Annotated in this window: 21 protein-coding genes; 2 read left to right on the top strand and 19 right to left on the bottom strand. The window is 47.0% G+C overall.

Going from position 1 to position 15,613, the window contains the following annotated elements; all coding sequences use genetic code 11:
* From INF29_RS15320 to INF29_RS05160, 19 genes are all read right to left on the bottom strand, one after another.
* Window positions 1-175: IS3 family transposase (locus INF29_RS15320; protein ID WP_193485076.1), on the bottom strand; the 175-nt coding region annotated here is incomplete at its 3' end.
* Window positions 176-264: 89 nt separating this feature from the next.
* Window positions 265-615: a transposase gene (locus INF29_RS15315; protein ID WP_193485074.1), complete on the bottom strand. Its 351-nt coding sequence runs from the start codon at window positions 613-615 to the stop codon at window positions 265-267.
* A 131-nt stretch (window positions 616-746) separates the two neighbouring features.
* On the bottom strand, window positions 747-1,877 hold the full coding sequence (locus INF29_RS05240; protein ID WP_193485072.1) for a C40 family peptidase: 1,131 nt from the start codon (window positions 1,875-1,877) through the stop codon (window positions 747-749).
* Between the two features lie 299 nt (window positions 1,878-2,176).
* Complete coding sequence (locus tag INF29_RS05235; protein WP_193485070.1) at window positions 2,177-3,193, bottom strand: XdhC family protein; 1,017 nt, start codon at window positions 3,191-3,193, stop codon at window positions 2,177-2,179.
* Complete coding sequence (gene yqeC, locus INF29_RS05230) at window positions 3,177-3,887, bottom strand: selenium cofactor biosynthesis protein YqeC (protein WP_193485068.1); 711 nt, start codon at window positions 3,885-3,887, stop codon at window positions 3,177-3,179. Before yqeC ends, INF29_RS05235 begins: the two co-directional genes overlap by 17 nt.
* A 14-nt stretch (window positions 3,888-3,901) precedes the next feature.
* Window positions 3,902-4,138: a DUF3343 domain-containing protein gene (locus INF29_RS05225; RefSeq protein ID WP_022255983.1), complete on the bottom strand. Its 237-nt coding sequence runs from the start codon at window positions 4,136-4,138 to the stop codon at window positions 3,902-3,904.
* Complete coding sequence (locus tag INF29_RS05220) at window positions 4,135-5,277, bottom strand: aminotransferase class V-fold PLP-dependent enzyme (protein WP_193485066.1); 1,143 nt, start codon at window positions 5,275-5,277, stop codon at window positions 4,135-4,137. The genes INF29_RS05225 and INF29_RS05220 overlap by 4 nt, the downstream gene beginning before the upstream one ends.
* Window positions 5,274-5,981 carry a sulfate/molybdate ABC transporter ATP-binding protein gene (locus INF29_RS05215; protein ID WP_193485064.1) on the bottom strand — a complete coding sequence of 236 codons (708 nt, stop codon included), beginning with the start codon at window positions 5,979-5,981 and terminating at the stop codon, window positions 5,274-5,276. Before INF29_RS05215 ends, INF29_RS05220 begins: the two co-directional genes overlap by 4 nt.
* The gene (gene modB / locus INF29_RS05210; RefSeq protein ID WP_330608285.1) at window positions 5,978-6,652 is read right to left on the bottom strand and encodes a molybdate ABC transporter permease subunit; all 675 of its coding nucleotides are present in this window, start codon (window positions 6,650-6,652) and stop codon (window positions 5,978-5,980) included. Before modB ends, INF29_RS05215 begins: the two co-directional genes overlap by 4 nt.
* A gap of 15 nt (window positions 6,653-6,667) precedes the next feature.
* Window positions 6,668-7,468 carry a molybdate ABC transporter substrate-binding protein gene (modA, locus tag INF29_RS05205; RefSeq protein ID WP_193485062.1) on the bottom strand — a complete coding sequence of 267 codons (801 nt, stop codon included), beginning with the start codon at window positions 7,466-7,468 and terminating at the stop codon, window positions 6,668-6,670.
* 11 nt (window positions 7,469-7,479) lie between these two features.
* Window positions 7,480-7,968, bottom strand: a complete 489-nt coding sequence (locus INF29_RS05200) for a MogA/MoaB family molybdenum cofactor biosynthesis protein (protein ID WP_243184098.1) — start codon at window positions 7,966-7,968, stop codon at window positions 7,480-7,482.
* Window positions 7,937-8,389: an MOSC domain-containing protein gene (locus tag INF29_RS05195; protein ID WP_193485058.1), complete on the bottom strand. Its 453-nt coding sequence runs from the start codon at window positions 8,387-8,389 to the stop codon at window positions 7,937-7,939. The genes INF29_RS05200 and INF29_RS05195 overlap by 32 nt, the downstream gene beginning before the upstream one ends.
* 1 nt (window position 8,390) lies before the next feature.
* Entirely contained in the window at window positions 8,391-9,347 is a 957-nt protein-coding gene (gene moaA / locus INF29_RS05190) for a GTP 3',8-cyclase MoaA (RefSeq protein WP_193485056.1), read from the bottom strand.
* On the bottom strand, window positions 9,340-9,816 hold the full coding sequence (gene moaC, locus INF29_RS05185) for a cyclic pyranopterin monophosphate synthase MoaC (RefSeq protein WP_193485054.1): 477 nt from the start codon (window positions 9,814-9,816) through the stop codon (window positions 9,340-9,342). Before moaC ends, moaA begins: the two co-directional genes overlap by 8 nt.
* A 17-nt stretch (window positions 9,817-9,833) precedes the next feature.
* Window positions 9,834-10,856, bottom strand: a complete 1,023-nt coding sequence (locus INF29_RS05180) for a molybdopterin-binding protein (protein ID WP_193485052.1) — start codon at window positions 10,854-10,856, stop codon at window positions 9,834-9,836.
* A complete protein-coding gene (gene yqeB, locus INF29_RS05175; protein WP_193485050.1) occupies window positions 10,844-11,662 on the bottom strand; it encodes a selenium-dependent molybdenum cofactor biosynthesis protein YqeB in 819 nt (272 codons plus the stop codon). The genes INF29_RS05180 and yqeB overlap by 13 nt, the downstream gene beginning before the upstream one ends.
* Window positions 11,659-12,267 carry a sulfurtransferase-like selenium metabolism protein YedF gene (gene yedF, locus INF29_RS05170; RefSeq protein WP_191344144.1) on the bottom strand — a complete coding sequence of 203 codons (609 nt, stop codon included), beginning with the start codon at window positions 12,265-12,267 and terminating at the stop codon, window positions 11,659-11,661. The genes yqeB and yedF overlap by 4 nt, the downstream gene beginning before the upstream one ends.
* A 12-nt stretch (window positions 12,268-12,279) precedes the next feature.
* Window positions 12,280-13,311 (bottom strand): selenide, water dikinase SelD, encoded by a 1,032-nt coding sequence (gene selD, locus INF29_RS05165; RefSeq protein WP_207728124.1) that lies wholly within the window; start codon window positions 13,309-13,311, stop codon window positions 12,280-12,282.
* Window positions 13,308-13,661, bottom strand: a complete 354-nt coding sequence (locus tag INF29_RS05160) for a winged helix-turn-helix domain-containing protein (protein WP_087989755.1) — start codon at window positions 13,659-13,661, stop codon at window positions 13,308-13,310. The genes selD and INF29_RS05160 overlap by 4 nt, the downstream gene beginning before the upstream one ends.
* A 194-nt stretch (window positions 13,662-13,855) precedes the next feature.
* Here INF29_RS05160 and INF29_RS05155 point away from each other — a divergent pair, with 194 nt between their 5' ends.
* Window positions 13,856-14,017, top strand: a complete 162-nt coding sequence (locus tag INF29_RS05155; protein ID WP_159432888.1) for a hypothetical protein — start codon at window positions 13,856-13,858, stop codon at window positions 14,015-14,017.
* A gap of 853 nt (window positions 14,018-14,870) precedes the next feature.
* Window positions 14,871-15,449 (top strand): nuclear transport factor 2 family protein, encoded by a 579-nt coding sequence (locus INF29_RS05150; protein ID WP_072851942.1) that lies wholly within the window; start codon window positions 14,871-14,873, stop codon window positions 15,447-15,449.
* The last annotated feature ends 164 nt before the right edge of the window (window positions 15,450-15,613 follow it).

The following is a 15,613-nucleotide window of genomic DNA, read 5'->3' as shown; positions in this document are numbered from 1 at the left end:
CACGGCAAATCAGACCCAGCTGCTTCATAAGCCGCTGAATCGTCTTATGATTTAAATGAAATCCACGATTGTGCAGTTCTGCCGTAATACGACGATAGCCGTATCGACCTTTGTTTTCGTGGTAGATAGTAACAATCTCTGCTTTTACGTCTGTATATTTATCTACCCTGTGCATCTTCTTTGTATGATAGTAAAAGGTTGCACGAGGCAGTTGAGCGATTGACAGCAGAAGGGAAAGTGAAAAATCATGCCTCAGTTTTTGAACTACCAGTGATTTCTCCGCTGGCGTCGCTCTCTCTCCAAAACCAAGGCCTGCAAATTTTTTAAGTAGGCGTTTTCTGCTCGAAGTCTCTGTACCTCTGCCAAAAGATCTTCTTCTACCTCTTTTGGCAGCTGTCTGGACCCACTTTTATTACCCCTGCCTCGCCGTTCCACTGCAAGTCCCTCAGGACCTTCAGTTAGATAAATACGTTCCCAACTTTTTATTCGAGTGTCACAGCTGACCTCAAACCGTCTTGCCGTTTCGCAGTAGCTTAAATTCTCCTCTAGCATAGTTTCTATTACCATTTTCTTGAATTCTGGTGTATATCGTTTATTTGGTACTCCTTTTGGCATAAAAATCACCCCACTTGTTATTCAGTATATCATACTGTCTAACAAATGGGGTTCAGTTCAGACAAGGACTTCAGCTTTTTTGCTTTCTTATAAAAGGCAAGGCGCATTCGTCTGCCTTTTTCATATCGTTTTTAGCGGATGACACGTCTTGCTGTCACATATGTATTTGCGCTGTAGCTGCTGCTCAGGCTTGTAACAGTAACGCCATATGCAGCGCCGTCTGTGGAATGGATATAATTTCCATCACCCATGTAAATACCAACGTGGCTAATGGTGCTATCGCCGCCAGTATTGAAGAATACCAGATCCCCAGCCTGCAAATCAGACTTAGAAACTGCTACGCCGTTGCTTGCCATAGAAGCGGAACTTCTATTCAAAGAAATACCGAAATCACGGAAAACAGCATATACAAAGCCAGAACAATCCACGCCTGTATTCAGGTTTGTGCCGCCCCATACATAAGGCGTACCGATAAACTGTTCTGCATATGCAACAATTTCTTCACCTTTTGCGGAAGATGCAGAAGAGGAGCCGCGGGAGAGTTCTTCTTCACCGCTGCGAATAGAAACATAATCCGCGCTGACATAACCTTTCTGACCATCATCTGTGATGACACGCACCCATTCTGTGCCCTGGCGGTCTACGTCCACCACTGTACCATAAGGCAGAACTGTCAAAACGATAGAATTGGTAGATGCTTCTTTACGCAGTTTCAGACCGCTTTTTGCTGTCACCACTGCATATTTCACTTCTTCTGCCGCAGGTGTGATCTGAGGGTCCGTATTTCCAACCACTGTCAGTGAAGAAAGATAATCTCCGGAAAGATAATCTTTGCTGATGTATGCTTCCTGACCGTTATATTCCACCTGATACCAGCCGTCCACACGTCCCACTGCTGTGAGTGTATCCCCTGCATTCACACTGCCCAGCACATTGGAGCTGGTAGTTGCTGCTGCACGGATATTAACGCCGGAACCTGTGACAGTACCTTCTGTTTCTGTCAACTGAAAATAATCACTGGATACAAAACCATTCTGTCCATTATAAGAGATCTGATACCAACTGCCGCTTTTGCCAGTCACCTGATATTCTGATCCACTGCTGATCTGACCCAGTACAGCGGCATCTGTTCCTGCCGCTTCACGGACATTGACATTGGTGCCATTTGCCTGTCCCATATCAGCCGCGAAAACCGTTGCTGTACCGAGCATCACGCAGGCTGCTGTTACACAAACCTGGCGGATTGCTTTGGATAAGTTCATAAAAGCTTCCTCCATTTTGTCTTTTTCCCGAATTTATTACAAATCTGTTACAACTAGTATACGAAAGTTTAATAATCTTGTCAATATTTTTTGCAGATAACTTTTCATAATCTTCCACAACATAGCATAAGAAACCCTTATTTTTCGCCATTTTTCTTGTTTACAAAAAAGATTATCCTCGTTTTTTGTCATGTAAAAAGAAAATAGATATCCGCGCAAACATTTTTTAAGAATTTTAAAAGAAATAAATGTCAAACATTCAAATTTCTCATGTTGTTTTTTCTGGAAAGACAAAATGTTCAATCGCTTTCAAAATACACCAAATTACTTCCACCGCAGACCATGCCCAGTTTTGCCCCTTCTTCCTTCCGCAGCACAAATTCCTGTACATCCTTTTGGATATGATGCTTAGGCATCTGAGAGCCATAGATCATTGCCGCATGTTCCACAGCACCACCGCCAATGGTACCAGCCAGAATCTCATTATCTTTTACTACCATTCTTGCCCCTGCTTCTCTGGGAGCAGAACCGCTTTTGGCAACAATCAGTGCCATGGTTGTCCCCGCTTTTTCACACAAAGCATCCAGCACTGCATCTTCAATGGTTTCTACAGGCACCTTATTTTTCTCCTGAATGATTTCTGCCGCAATGCAGACGGCGATTTCTTCTGGTGTCACAGCACCGATCTTCAACCCAATGGGTGCATGGATGGCTTCCACTTCCGCAGGTCTAAAGCCGGATTTATAAAGAGCTTCTTTCGTTTTGGCAACTTTATTTTTGCTGCCAATCATGCCCACATAGGCATACTTTCTCCGCAAAATCTGACGGACGCATTGTTCATCCGCCTGATGCCCTCTGGTGACCACCACATAATAATTGGCAGGCAAATCAGGAATTTCCTCAAACACCTGCCCAAAATCGCCGCAGAGCACGCAGTCCGCTTCCGGGAACCGCTGGAGGTTGGCAAACTCTCCCCGGTCATCCACAACGGTCACATGAAAACCCAACAGTTTCCCCAATTTCACCAGGGAAAGGGAAATATGACCGCCACCAAGAATCACCAATCTGGGGCTCATGCCAAAATGCTCCACAAACACATGATTCTCGCCAATTTCACAAGTGGTACAGCTTTTCATTTCACCAATGGTCAACAGCATTTTTTTTGCTGTTTCCATCTCTCCTTCTGGCGCCCAAAGGACACCTTCCTCCTGCCACAAAAACTGAAAGCCCTGCAAAGGACCTTCATAAACAAGACCGCTGCCTACCCAATCCAATTCCTGCAGGTAGTGCCGGAGTTGTTTATATGCTTCTCTCATGGGAATCTCCCTCTTTTCTATGGTATTGTTTCTGCCGTAAGCTTCCCCAAAGACAGGGCACAGAGAAATCCGCAGCAATTCTCTCTGCTCTGTGCCAGCCAACGACATCTGTCTGATTCAAAAAAACACATCCCTGTATCTCATCCCAAAGGGTACCATAGCCTGCCTGCAAAAGGGGGAAAATATCCCCTTCCGCCACTGTTTTTCCAGAAAACATGGAAGAAACTAACGCAAAACGATGGCATACCTGCTCCCACGGCTGTCCCAAAGCGGAAAGCCCTGCCACCGTCACCAGAAAGTCACATGTTTCCGGCAAAACAGGCTCACCCTGTCTTGGCATTTTCAGCGGCATTCTTTTGGAACCATCCGCCTCCACCAGAACCACATCAGCAAAAGAAAACACCTCATCCAAAATAGCTTGCGGCAAAGGTCCCATTTTTTCTTCAGAAAAAACACTGCCTGCCACCGCAAAACCGTCTCTTTCCAGTTTTTCTTTGATTTCCTCTGCCGTTCCATCCAGTACGCCATCTTTTTCTGGTAAGTACATTTTCGTGGTGGTTATCAGCAGCACACGTTTTCCTTTCTGTCGGTATTCTTCTGCCAATTCGTACAGCAGACTTGTCTTGCCCCCTGCGCCCACAGCACAGATACAACGTGCAGAAGGCGGAATCTGCAATGCTTCTGTAAGCAACATCTTTCCGCCTCCTTTCAAATCATCAGTTCATATATATTTTCGTATTTCAAGTCGCATTTTGTCAATAGGCTTTTCATTTTTTCTTTCTCGCCTATGGGCATCCGCCACGCCAGACCGCATCCCGCTGTGATTTGAGTGGGTATAGGAATGAGCCTGCCGGGCACATCTGCGCTTCTTGCGGCTTCTTCCAGCGCCAACGCCTCTGTGGTGGTATGAAATGCCACCAGAAAACAAAGTTCTTTTGGTCTCATGTCCATGCCTCCGCAATTTCTTTCACTGCCAAAATGGCTTTTTCCACTTCTTCTTCCGTTGTAAAGTAACAGAAACTAAACCGCACAGCACCCTGTTCTACTGTTCCCAGCTGTTCATGCATCAAAGGGGCACAATGGGCACCGCCGCGGGTAGCAATGCCGTAACGCACCGCCAATTCATCACAAACATCCTCCGAAGGATTATCCCCAATATTCAGAGAAACAATGGGTGCCCGTTCCTGCACGGAAAAGTCGCCATAAACTGTCACCTGCGGAATTTCTTTGACACCTTCATAAAACTGTCGCATGCGCTTCTGCTCCGTTTCCCGAATGGCAGTCAGCCCTGTTTTGTCAATCCAATCCAATGCCGCAGAAAGCCCCGCAATGCCGTGCCCGTTCAGCGTTCCCGCTTCCAGATGGGTAGGCATTTGTGCCGGATGGGTCTTGCTGTAGCTCTGAACGCCACTGCCGCCTACACAAAAACTGGGGATTTCCAGTCCTTTCCGCACACACATCCCTCCTGTACCCTGAGGACCCAAAAGGGATTTATGTCCTGTAAAACACAAAATGTCGATGCCCATTTCTTCCATATGAATGGGAAATACCCCTGCTGTCTGGGAAGCATCCACTATAAACAAAATGCCTTTTTCTTTGCAAAATGCGCCGATGTGCTGAATATCCACCAGATTCCCCGTCAGATTAGAACCATGGGTGCAGACAATGCCTTTTGTATTGGGTCGCACCGCCTGTTCCAGCAAATCATAGCGGACAGTACCCTTTTCATCACAGGGAATGATGGTCAGCTCCATGCCTTCTGCCTCCTTGCGGTACAAAGGGCGCAGGACGCTGTTATGCTCCATGGCAGTGGTAATGACATGGTTACCTTTTCCAAAAAGCCCGCTGATGGCAATATTCAGACTTTGGGTGGAATTTGCCGTAAAAACCACCTGTGCAGGGTCGTCCATGCCAAAGAGTGCCGCCAGTTTTTTTCTGGTGCCGAATATGACACGGGAAGAAGTCAGAGAAATCTCATGACCACTTCTGCTGCTATTCCCCATATGCAAAATGGCGTCATATACAGCTTCTGCCACTTCTTTTGGTTTGTGAAAGCTGGTTGCCGCGCTGTCCAGATAAATCATAAGCTTCCTCCCTGTATCAACAATCTGCCCTCCGCTGTTTTTGGATGGGCAAAAATTTCTTTTGTGTCCCCGATTTCTGCAATTTTCCCCCGTTCCATGACCATACATTTCTGAGTCAGGCGAAAAATTTCCTCCTTATTATGGGATACCAGAATGGATACGCCGCCAAAGCTCTGGAGCACCTGCTGGACTTCCCGTTCCATTTCCTGCCGCAGAAAGCTGTCCAGAGCGGAAAACGGCTCGTCCAGCAAAATCACATCCGGCTTTGCCGCCAGCATTCTTGCCATGGCTGTTCGTTGCTGCTGACCGCCAGAAAGCACAGAGGGATACAGTTCTGCCACTTCTGTCAGATAAAACCGCTCCAAAAGTTCCTCCAGAAATTTCTTTTCTTTTTCTTTCCCAAAGGCAAAGGCGATATTTTCCCGCACCGTCATATTGGGAAACAGGGCATAATTCTGGAACAAATACCCGATTTTTCGTTTCTGGGCTTTTTCGGAGATTTTTTTGTCACTGTCGAACAAGATTTTATCATCTAATTGTATTCTACCCTTGTCCGGCTGTAAAATTCCTGCCAGACACCGCAGGGTGACGCTTTTGCCACAGCCGCTGCGTCCCAGAATGCCCAGCACTTCATTTTCCAAATCCAGAGAAATTTCGATGGTTTCTGTCTTTACTTTTTTCATGAATTCTGCCTGTAATCTCAAAAACCCGCATCCTCTCCCTGGTATTTTTTCTTTTCAAAATAATTGATGCCCACAATGGCAAGGGCAGACAATATCACAATGACCAGCGACCACAGATATGCTGTCTGCCGATTGCCGCTCTGGACTGCTGTATACACTGCCAGTGCCATGGTCTGGGTCTTGCCGGGGATATTGCCGGCAATCATGATAGTGGCACCAAATTCCCCCATGGCACGGGCAAAGGCAAGAATCATCCCTGCCAAAAGCCCGCTGCGGCAATTGGGCAGGATAATGCGGAAAAAGATTTTCTTTTCACTTGCACCCAATGTCCGTGCCGCATAAAGAAGCTGTTTATTCATAGATTCCATAGCCCCCCTGACCGCTCGATACATCAGCGGAAAAGACACCACAAATGCCGCTGCCACTGCCCCACGGAGAGAAAAGATAAAAGGAAATCCAATTTCATTGAAAAACCGTCCCACAGGGCTATTTTTGCCCAACAATATGAGCAGGAAAAAGCCTGTTACCGTTGGCGGCAGCACCAAAGGCAATGTCAGCACCGCATCGGCAAAGGGACGCAAGCGGCGCAGCTTCATGACGCCATAAGCCGCAAGGGTGCCCAGCACCACGGAAAAAAACGTGGCGCAGGCTGCCACCCAAACAGAAAGCAAAAGAGGCGAAACATCTATCACGGAATTCTCCTTCCTTTATTCTGCCAAAAATGTAAAGCCATAAGAAGCGAACACTTCTCCTGCTTCTTCACTGGTGAGGAAATCCAGAAATGCCTGAGCGCCTTCGGGATTTGCGCAGTCTTTGATGACAGCCGCAGGATACAATACCTGAGGGCCGCCTTCTGGTGCATTGCAAACAACCTGCACCGCATCGCTGGTCTTTGCGTCAGTAGCATACACCACGCCGCAGTCAGCTTCTCCCGCTTCTACCCAAGCCAGCACTTCCCGCACATTAGACGCAAACACAGCATGGCTCTTCACATCATCCCAGATACCAAGGTTTGTGAAAATTTCCTGGGCATATTTCCCAGCGGGAACGCTCTCCGCTTCCCCTAAGGCAATCTGAGGTTCACTATCCAGAATGGTTTCAAAAGAAGTTACTGCTGTTTCTCCCTGAGGGGCAATGAGGACGATTTCATTTTGCAGTACATCCTTTCTGGTGGCTGCATCAATGAGCCCTTCTTCTTCCAAAGCGTCCATATTGCTTTCTGCCGCAGAGAAGAACAGATCTACAGGAGCGCCTTCTTCAATCTGTGTCTGCAAAGCACCACTGCCGCCAAAGGTAAAGGAAACTTCTGTACCAGGATATTCTTCCTGGAATGTCTGCGCCAGTTCATTGAGAACATCTGTCAAACTTGCCGCCGCGGAAACGGTGATAGCACCTGTCACTGCATCCTGTCCATCACTGCTTTCCGCTGCCTGCTCACTGCCGCAGCCTGCCAGCATGCCTGCTGTCAAAATCATTGCCAATGCCATCATACCAAATTTCTTTTTCATGTTCTTCCTCCTTACTGCCCACATTCTTCTGCATTTGCCGTCAAAATATCCAGTCCATGTTCCAAAGCCGGTAAAATCACTTCCAGGTTTTCCCGCACCGCTTTAGGGCTGCCCGGCAGATTGACGATAAGGGTCTGTTTCCGAATGACAGAAACACCTCTGCTGAGCATGGCTCTTGGCGTGATTGCCAAAGATGCCGCCCGCATGGCTTCACTAAAACCCGGCACCTGCCGTTCCGCAATATCCAGCGTGGCTTCCGGTGTCCAATCTCTGGGAGAAAAACCTGTGCCGCCGGTGGTCAGAATCAAGTCAGCTGTTCCCATATCACAGATTTCTTTCATGGTTTCCGAAAGCAACTGCCGTTCATCCGGCAAAATCCGCATATCCACCACAGTATAGCCTGCCTGTTCCATGATTTCTTTTGCCGCAGGACCGCTCAAGTCTTCCCGTTTGCCTGCCGCCCCTTTATCACTTGCTGTCAGAATCGCTACTCGGTACAATTTCCATTTCATCTCCAATCTGAATCATTCCGCCATGGAGCACCCTTGCAAACACGCCTTCTCTGGGCATGATGCAGTCCCCTACCGCCTGATAAATCTCGCAATGGCTATGACATTCCTTGCCGATCTGGGTCATTTCCAGCAAAACTTCTCCACAGCGGAATCTGGTTCCCACGGGCAGAGTTTTGAAATCAAAGCCTTCCACCAGCAGATTTTCACCAAAAGCGCCATCCTCTACGGAAATGCCTTTTTCTTCAAATGCCCGCACTTTCTCATAAGAAAGAAGGCTCACCTGTCGGTGCCAATTACCGCCATGGGCGTCACCTTCCAGCCCGAAATTCTCAATCAAGCGTACTTTCTCAATATTTTTCTTCTGTGTGCCCCGTTTTTCGCTGATACACACAGCCATAATCTTTCCCATACTATCCTCCTATTTTCCACATGGGACGGCTTTCGTCAGTGGTATGACCGTCCCTTGGTTTTTGCAGGATACGTTCCTGCAGCACCTTCTGTATCTCCTCCGGCTCCGCGCCGCTGCGCACCAATTCCCGCAAATCGCAATCCACTGGATGATGTAGGCAGAGCTTCAGTTTCCCTTCCGCTGTCATGCGGATACGGTTGCACTGATGGCAAAAACTGCGGCTCACAGGGCTGATGAATCCAATGCGTCCTTTGAAATGCTCGTTTGTATAATACACTGCCGGGCCTTCCCGGTCATCCTGCTGTGTCTGAACAAATTCGCCGTAAACTTCTTCCAGCCGTTTCCGGATGGTTTCGTTTTTCACTGGCGGAAAAGCGGAACCTTCCCCAATGGGCATCATTTCAATGAAACGCACCTCCATGGGATATTCCTTCGCCAGTTCTGCCAGATGTAGCAGTTCTTTTTCATTTTCCCCTGCTACAGGCACGCAGTTGACTTTCACAGGCAGTCCCACTTTGCCGCAAGCAGCAAGACCTGCCAAAGCGTCAGACAGCACATCCCGTCTGGTGAGCCTACAATACTGTTCTTCATCCAGACTGTCGATGCTCACATTGACGCCGGAAAGCCCTGCTTTTTTCAGTTTTTCCGCAAGGGGTGCCAGGTGGACAGCATTGCTTGTCATAACTACTTTTTCGATGCCAGGGATGTTGGAAATGGCTTCCACCAATTCCACGATATCCTGCCGCATAAGGGGTTCGCCGCCAGTGATGCGGATTTTGCGGATGCCAGCCAAAGCGGTGCCTTTGCAAAGTCTGACCCATTCTTCCAGTGTCAGCAGTTCGCCGCTGGGCAGAAATTCCTGCTGTTCTTCCTTCATGCAGTAGACACACCGCAGGTTACAGCGGTCTGTGACGGAAATCCGAAGATAGTCAATGGTTCTTCCAAATCCATCAATCATGCCGATATTCCCCACTCTTTCCGCCGCTTTTTTCGCACAGGCGAATGTCTGTCATAACCATAGAACGGTCTAAGGCTTTGCACATATCATAAATGGTCAAAAGAGTGATCTGTACCCCTGTGAGGGCTTCCATTTCCACCCCTGTTTTCCCAACGGTTTTCACCGTACACGCCACTTCGATTTCACAGCTTTCTGGATACAGTTCAAAATCCACACTGCATTTTGTCAGCGCCAGCAAATGACACAGAGGAATCAATTCCCAGGTGCGTTTTGCCGCCATGATGCCTGCCGTTCTGGCAATGCCCAGCACATCGCCCTTTGCCATGGTGCCTGCCTGAATCTTCTCAAAAACTTCCCGGCTCACGCGAATGATTCCCTTTGCTGTGGCTGTCCGTTCCGTTTCCGCTTTCTGGCTCACATCCACCATGACTGCGTTGCCTTCTTTATCAAAATGTGTCAACTCTCCCATAAAGCTCCTCCCCTCCTTTACTGTCCAAAACCACAGTCGGGATAAGTGCAGACAGGGCAGTTCTGGCATTGTCCGCCATGCGCCATAAGCACAAAATCTCGTCTGGTGAGTTTTTCTCCTGTCAGCAGACGAGGAACCGCCAGGTCGAACACTGTTCGTTTTGCATACATAACGCATCCGGGCAGACCTACCACAGGTTTTCCCTGCACATAGACCAGCATGAACATCGCACCCGGCAAAACAGGTGTACCATATGTCACCACTTCATCGGCGCAGGCACGAATGGCAGAAGGTGTCATATCATCCGGGTCTACAGACATACCCCCGGTTACCTGCACCATATCTGCTCCCTGTGCCAGAAAATCCAGAATTGCCTGTGTGATAGCTTCGGGCTCATCACCAGGGAACACCTGACCCATGATGGTCGCCCCCACTTCTGCCGCTTTTTTCTCCAGAACAGGGCCAAACTGATCGGCAATTCTGCCGGAAACGATTTCAGAGCCAGTGGTGACAACGCCGATTTTTGCAGGGCGGAAAGGTTTTACTTCCACCAAAGGCGTTTTGCTTTCTTTGCATGCTTTCTCAAAGCGTTCCAGCACTTCTTCCTTCACCGCCAGAGGGATAACTCTGGTAGCAGCAAGGAGTTTGCCTTTTGTCACCTGTTTATTGCCATGGATAGTGGCAAAACAGATTTCATCGTCACTGTTCACAGCGTACAGGGTATCCAGATTGATTTTCAGCACCCCGTCGCAAGCTGCCCGCAGTTCGATCTTTCCTTCTTTTACCTCACTGAAAACGATGTTTTCCCCTGCTGCCGCCTGTACCATCCGCAAAGCTGCGTCATTTTCATGGACATAGCCCTTGGACAAATCCCAGACATAAATATGGCGTTTTCCCAGATCCAGCAGTTTTTCAATATCTTCTTCCTGAATGACATGACCTTTGGCAAAGGCTCTGCCTTTGAATTTACCGGGTACGATTTCTGTAATATCGTGGCACAGCACCATACCAACGGCATCTTCCACTCTTACTTTTTCCATATAAAACTCCCTCTATTTCGCATCAAAATTCCTTCCAGCACACCGCCGGCAATGCACCGCGCTTTATCGGAAATGGTATAACAATTTTTCTGTTCACTTTCTCTGGGGTCAATATCGGCAATCTTGAAGCCTTCTGTCACAGGATAACCATCCCGAATCAGCCCGCGGAGAACCCCTGTCAATGTGGCAGTAACAGGCACATCGCCAATCATGGCAATGGTCTGACCTTTTTCCACCAGATCACCGATTTTGCTTTTGTTCTGCAAAATTCCTGCCGCCGGTGCATGGATAACACGTTCTTTGCCATAACCAGCAATGACACCGGGAATGCCTGTATTGGGTGCCGCTGCTCCTTCCGTCAGCACACGCCCCAGATTATGCCCTCTCTGGGTTTCAATGACCAAATGGGCATCCACCCCTGCTGTGAAACCAGGACCAAGGGCAATAACTGTTTCTGCCATATCCATGGTCGTTCCCAGATTCTTTTTTGCCAGAATGGCATCCACAAGCACCTGCGGCTGGATTTCCTCCAAAATTTTGCAATCAGGGTCAATGAGCACAGGAATGTTTCCATCCTCCAAAATCTCCTGGGCTTCCGCAAAATCCGCTGCCCAAACGGCAGTCACACCCTCCACTGTCCATTCGCCTTCATATACAGCTTCGGAAAAAGCTACATACCGCCGAATGGCAGAAGGATTGGTAGTTTCCAGCACAATGACTGGAAAACCTGCCTGATACAATTTATGGATGGTACCTGTTGCCAAATCGCCGCCGCCGCGGACAACAATGGGAAATGGTTTTTTCATGGACGAATCACCTTACCTGCTTTGGAAAGAACTTCGGCAATACGATACATATTAGTCACAGAACCAACCGCCAGTTTTTCAGACAAACCATAGTGATTCAGACAAGTACCGCAGGTCAGGATTTCCACACCCTGGGCTTCCATAAGTTTCAAGTCAGCCAATGTTTCCGCACCTTCCACAGACAGTTTTGCGCCTCCGTTATACAAAACGATGGTTTCCGGCAGCTGATCCTGTTCTGTCAGAGCATATACAAAACCTTTCATCAAAATTTTTCCCAACACATCGTCGCCTGTGCCCATGGTTTCCGCTGTCAAAGCAACTACGGTTCCTGCGCATCTGCCGTCGGGCATACAAACCACCGGAGCCGCATCTGGCTGTGTCTGGCTGCCCGCTTCCACAGTGATAGTCACCACATAGCAGTCCTCACTCTGTTTTTCGCTGACCGCTTTCATTTTTTTCTGTTCTGCCATTTTGCAGAGATTCTGCACCGCAATGGCATTATCTACCAACACTTCCACAGTACCTTCTGTCATGCTTTCCAGTACTTTTTTTGTTTCGATAACCGGCAAAGGACAAGTTTTTCCGCGTGCGTCTACTCTTTCCATTTCTGTTTCCTCCTATAATACCACAATCTTCTGTGTTTCTTTTTTCATAACTTTTCCAACGATGCCACAGGGCAAACCTAAAGCCGCAATTTCCGCTAACGCCTGCTGGGCATCCTCTTTAGGCATGCTCACCAGCAAGCCGCCGGAAGTCTGAGGGTCAAAAAGCAGTTCTTCCACCGCAAAAGGCACACCGCAAAATTGCACTAAATCACCCACATGGTTCCGGTTTCGCTGGGCTGCCGCTGTGAGGAAAAATCCGTCAGCGTAAGCCAGACTTTCTGGAATATGAGGGATACGGATGGAATCAATCTCCGCACTAAGCCCTTTTGCCAGCATTTCCTTCAAATGCCCCAGAAAACCAAAGCCTGTCACGTCCGTACAGCCATGGACATCATATTTTCTGATGATTTCCGAAGCGTATTTGTTCAAAGTTGTCATGGAACGGACAGCCATGTCCATAGCTTCCAGAGAAGCCTCTCCCATACGATTCGCCGTGCAGACAATGCCAACACCCAAGGGTTTTGTCAATAAAAGCACATCGCCTTTCTGCGCGCCATCATTGGGAAAGATGCGGTCTGGATGGATGGTTCCCATGACAGAAAGCCCATATTTCACATCTGCGTCGGCAATGGAATGACCGCCTGCGAGAGTTCCTCCCGCCTCTATAACTTTTTCACTGCCTCCCTGCATGATTTTCCCCAAAATGTTCAAGTCCATTTTTTCCGGGAAACAAACGATATTCAAGGCTGTCCGCACATCGCCGCCCATGGCATAAATATCGCTGAGGGCATTAGCTGCAGCAATCTGTCCAAAAATATAAGGGTCTTCCACCATTGGCGGAAAAAAATCCAATGTCTGCACAATGGCAGTATCTTCTGAAATTCGATAAACTGCCGCATCATCAGAGCTTTCAAAGCCAATGAGCAGGTTTTCGTCTTTTTTCTCCGGTTTTGGCAGACGGGAAAGGACGCGTTCCAATACGCCTGCGCCCAGTTTTGCCGTACATCCGCCGCCTTTGCAAAATACAATCTCTTCCGGCATCATTTCTCACCTTCCCTCTGAAAATAAATAGAAAACAAACGATCTGCCTCTGTCTGCAAAGCAGAGAGGAAATTTCCATATCGCTGCATCATTTCTCTGCCTTCTTCTGTTACAACAGAACCGCCGCCGTCCTTGCCGCCGCTGCTGCGTTCCGTCAGGGCAAAGCCCAGTTCCTGTTCCGCTGTTTTCATCATTTTCCATGCTTTGCTGTAAGAAAGCCCCATTTTCTCCGCGGCTTTCTGCATGGAACCCATTTCTTCTATACCTTTCAAAAGCTGTGCCACACCCGGACCAAAGGCTTTTTCCTCTCCCATGATGCGCACTTTCATATCATAATGTAAATCCTGTTTCATAAATCACCTCGTTATTCTTTTAAAAAAATAACGCTTTCAAAAAGAAAAGCCTTTCGGCTGAATCCGTCTTATTATAGCAGTTTTTATTGACTTTTGCCATATGCTTTTTGCATAATCCTTTGCGTCTTTTCGGAATTTCTGGTATGATAATAAAAACACCACGAAAAAACCACTCATATAAAAGGAGGAATGGTATGGGACAATTTCTGTTTATCATCCTTTGTGTGACACTGGGTTATGTGGCTTATAAGCACGCCGGTGCCGTCCGCAGCGATGGCAGTGCCCTGTGCCGGAAAAATTGCGATGAATGTACGAGAAAATGCTGGATTATGAAAAAGACAGAAGAACAAAAATGATGCGTATGCTTTATAGGCTGCTTCATAAAAAAACAAAGACACCCGAAATCCTTATGACATGAAGGACTTCGGGTGTTTTTTTCTTGTATAAAAGGATTGTTTGTTTAAAAAGAGCCGATTGTAGCGTGCATATTACTATAAAAAATCCCACTTCAAAAACCTAATAGTCTTTCCTGTAAAAGATTGTTTTCCCACGCAAAGCATGTTATATTCTAACCAACAGACAGTTCAACTTCGAACACAGGTCGCGTTTTCGCCGCTTGTGCCGAACTGTCTGTTATGATTTGGCAGAATCTTCTTGGATGGCGTTGACGGCATCATAACCAACGACGGCGGTAGAAGATTCTGCCGTAATCAGCAAACCACTCATTGTAAAGCTTTTTTCATCTTGCTTTCTTTCCTCATATCCTTTATATTGGTTATATAAGAGGCAGACTTTTTTTACAGATAAGCGACGAACTTCGGTTCCAGGTGCTTAGGGGTCTGCCTCTTTTTTCAAAATAACAAAATATATATTTTTCATTACTGTTCAAATGACTTTCCTTCTCTGCATTTGATTGTCGCTGATCTAAATATCTGCTGGCACCAGTGTTTTGTTCATGGCATCAAATATCAAAGGGGATGAGAAGGAATTGAACGATTCGTATAGAAAATGAAATGATACAGGAAAGAAAGCTTCTATCGAAAGGTCGCAGGAATTATCTGACTATCAAAAATATGCAGATTTTTCCCAAAATACAATACTGCCAGAAGATGGGGAGGAATCTTTCCAGAAAAACTGAATATTTTCTTTTGCAAACATCTCATTGTGTGCAATTCCATATCACGCGGCAGCCATTCAGGGGGAATGTATATGCTGAAAAAATTTCTTGCTTTCTTGACAACTTTGGCAATGGTATTTGCCTTTGTTGGCTGCTCTGGTGGAGAATCTCCAGAAACAGCTGTCACGAACTATCTGACAGCGTTCCAGAACCTTGATCTGGAAACCATTGATAAGTATACCAACGATACCAGTGAAACAACAGATACCGCAGATGATGCCATTTCCGACTTGGAAAATGAAGAAACCGGCAAAGCTTTTGTGGAAAACCTGACTTTTGAAATCCTTTCTTCCACAGAAGAAGGTGACACTGCAACAGTTAAAGTGTCCATCACAAATGTGGATATGGCAAATGCCATGAGTCAAGCAATCTCTGAAATGATTTCACTGGCTTTCGCAGGATTGTCTGAAGAAGAATTAGAACAAAAATCCACAGAAGCAATGATTTCTGCCATTGCCAATAACAAAGATACAACTTACACCAAAGAAGTGGATATTTCTCTGGTAAAAGGCGAAAACAATTGGCTCATTGTGCCAGATAATGATTTAGCCGATGCCATCACAGGCGGTCTGGTCAGCTACGCAGAAAACATTAATGAAGCTTTTTCTTAAACAGTAATGCTGCGTGATATGGGATTCCAATAAAAAAACAAGATCATACAGAGCAAAAGGGTGTAGCACGGAAATTTCAAACTTGCTGTTGACTGTTTTCATCTCTGCTTTACAGCTTCTCCTGACTACGCAAATATGATGGAAAATGAAAACGTATGTTGAAA

This window comes from Anaerotignum lactatifermentans (assembly GCF_014982935.1).
Lineage (GTDB): Bacteria > Bacillota > Clostridia > Lachnospirales > Anaerotignaceae > Anaerotignum > Anaerotignum lactatifermentans.
The sequence above is the reverse complement of the archived record's forward strand: the minus strand, read 5'-3'. Positions and strand labels throughout refer to the sequence as shown.

Excerpts from the sequence above, each read along its gene's own strand:
- INF29_RS15315 (WP_193485074.1), bottom strand. The coding sequence starts at position 615 with ATGCCAAAAGGAGTACCAAATAAACGATATACACCAGAATTCAAGAAA.
- INF29_RS05240 (WP_193485072.1), bottom strand. The coding sequence starts at position 1,877 with ATGAACTTATCCAAAGCAATCCGCCAGGTTTGTGTAACAGCAGCCTGC.
- INF29_RS05235 (WP_193485070.1), bottom strand. The coding sequence starts at position 3,193 with ATGAGAGAAGCATATAAACAACTCCGGCACTACCTGCAGGAATTGGAT.
- yqeC (WP_193485068.1), bottom strand. The coding sequence starts at position 3,887 with ATGTTGCTTACAGAAGCATTGCAGATTCCGCCTTCTGCACGTTGTATC.
- INF29_RS05225 (WP_022255983.1), bottom strand. The coding sequence starts at position 4,138 with ATGAGACCAAAAGAACTTTGTTTTCTGGTGGCATTTCATACCACCACA.
- INF29_RS05220 (WP_193485066.1), bottom strand. The coding sequence starts at position 5,277 with ATGATTTATCTGGACAGCGCGGCAACCAGCTTTCACAAACCAAAAGAA.
- modA (WP_193485062.1), bottom strand. The coding sequence starts at position 7,468 with ATGAAAAAGAAATTTGGTATGATGGCATTGGCAATGATTTTGACAGCA.
- INF29_RS05195 (WP_193485058.1), bottom strand. The coding sequence starts at position 8,389 with ATGGGAAAGATTATGGCTGTGTGTATCAGCGAAAAACGGGGCACACAG.
- moaA (WP_193485056.1), bottom strand. The coding sequence starts at position 9,347 with ATGATTGATGGATTTGGAAGAACCATTGACTATCTTCGGATTTCCGTC.
- moaC (WP_193485054.1), bottom strand. The coding sequence starts at position 9,816 with ATGGGAGAGTTGACACATTTTGATAAAGAAGGCAACGCAGTCATGGTG.
- INF29_RS05180 (WP_193485052.1), bottom strand. The coding sequence starts at position 10,856 with ATGGAAAAAGTAAGAGTGGAAGATGCCGTTGGTATGGTGCTGTGCCAC.
- yqeB (WP_193485050.1), bottom strand. The coding sequence starts at position 11,662 with ATGAAAAAACCATTTCCCATTGTTGTCCGCGGCGGCGGCGATTTGGCA.
- yedF (WP_191344144.1), bottom strand. The coding sequence starts at position 12,267 with ATGGAAAGAGTAGACGCACGCGGAAAAACTTGTCCTTTGCCGGTTATC.
- selD (WP_207728124.1), bottom strand. The coding sequence starts at position 13,311 with ATGATGCCGGAAGAGATTGTATTTTGCAAAGGCGGCGGATGTACGGCA.
- INF29_RS05160 (WP_087989755.1), bottom strand. The coding sequence starts at position 13,661 with ATGAAACAGGATTTACATTATGATATGAAAGTGCGCATCATGGGAGAG.
- INF29_RS05155 (WP_159432888.1), top strand. The coding sequence starts at position 13,856 with ATGGGACAATTTCTGTTTATCATCCTTTGTGTGACACTGGGTTATGTG.
- INF29_RS05150 (WP_072851942.1), top strand. The coding sequence starts at position 14,871 with ATGCTGAAAAAATTTCTTGCTTTCTTGACAACTTTGGCAATGGTATTT.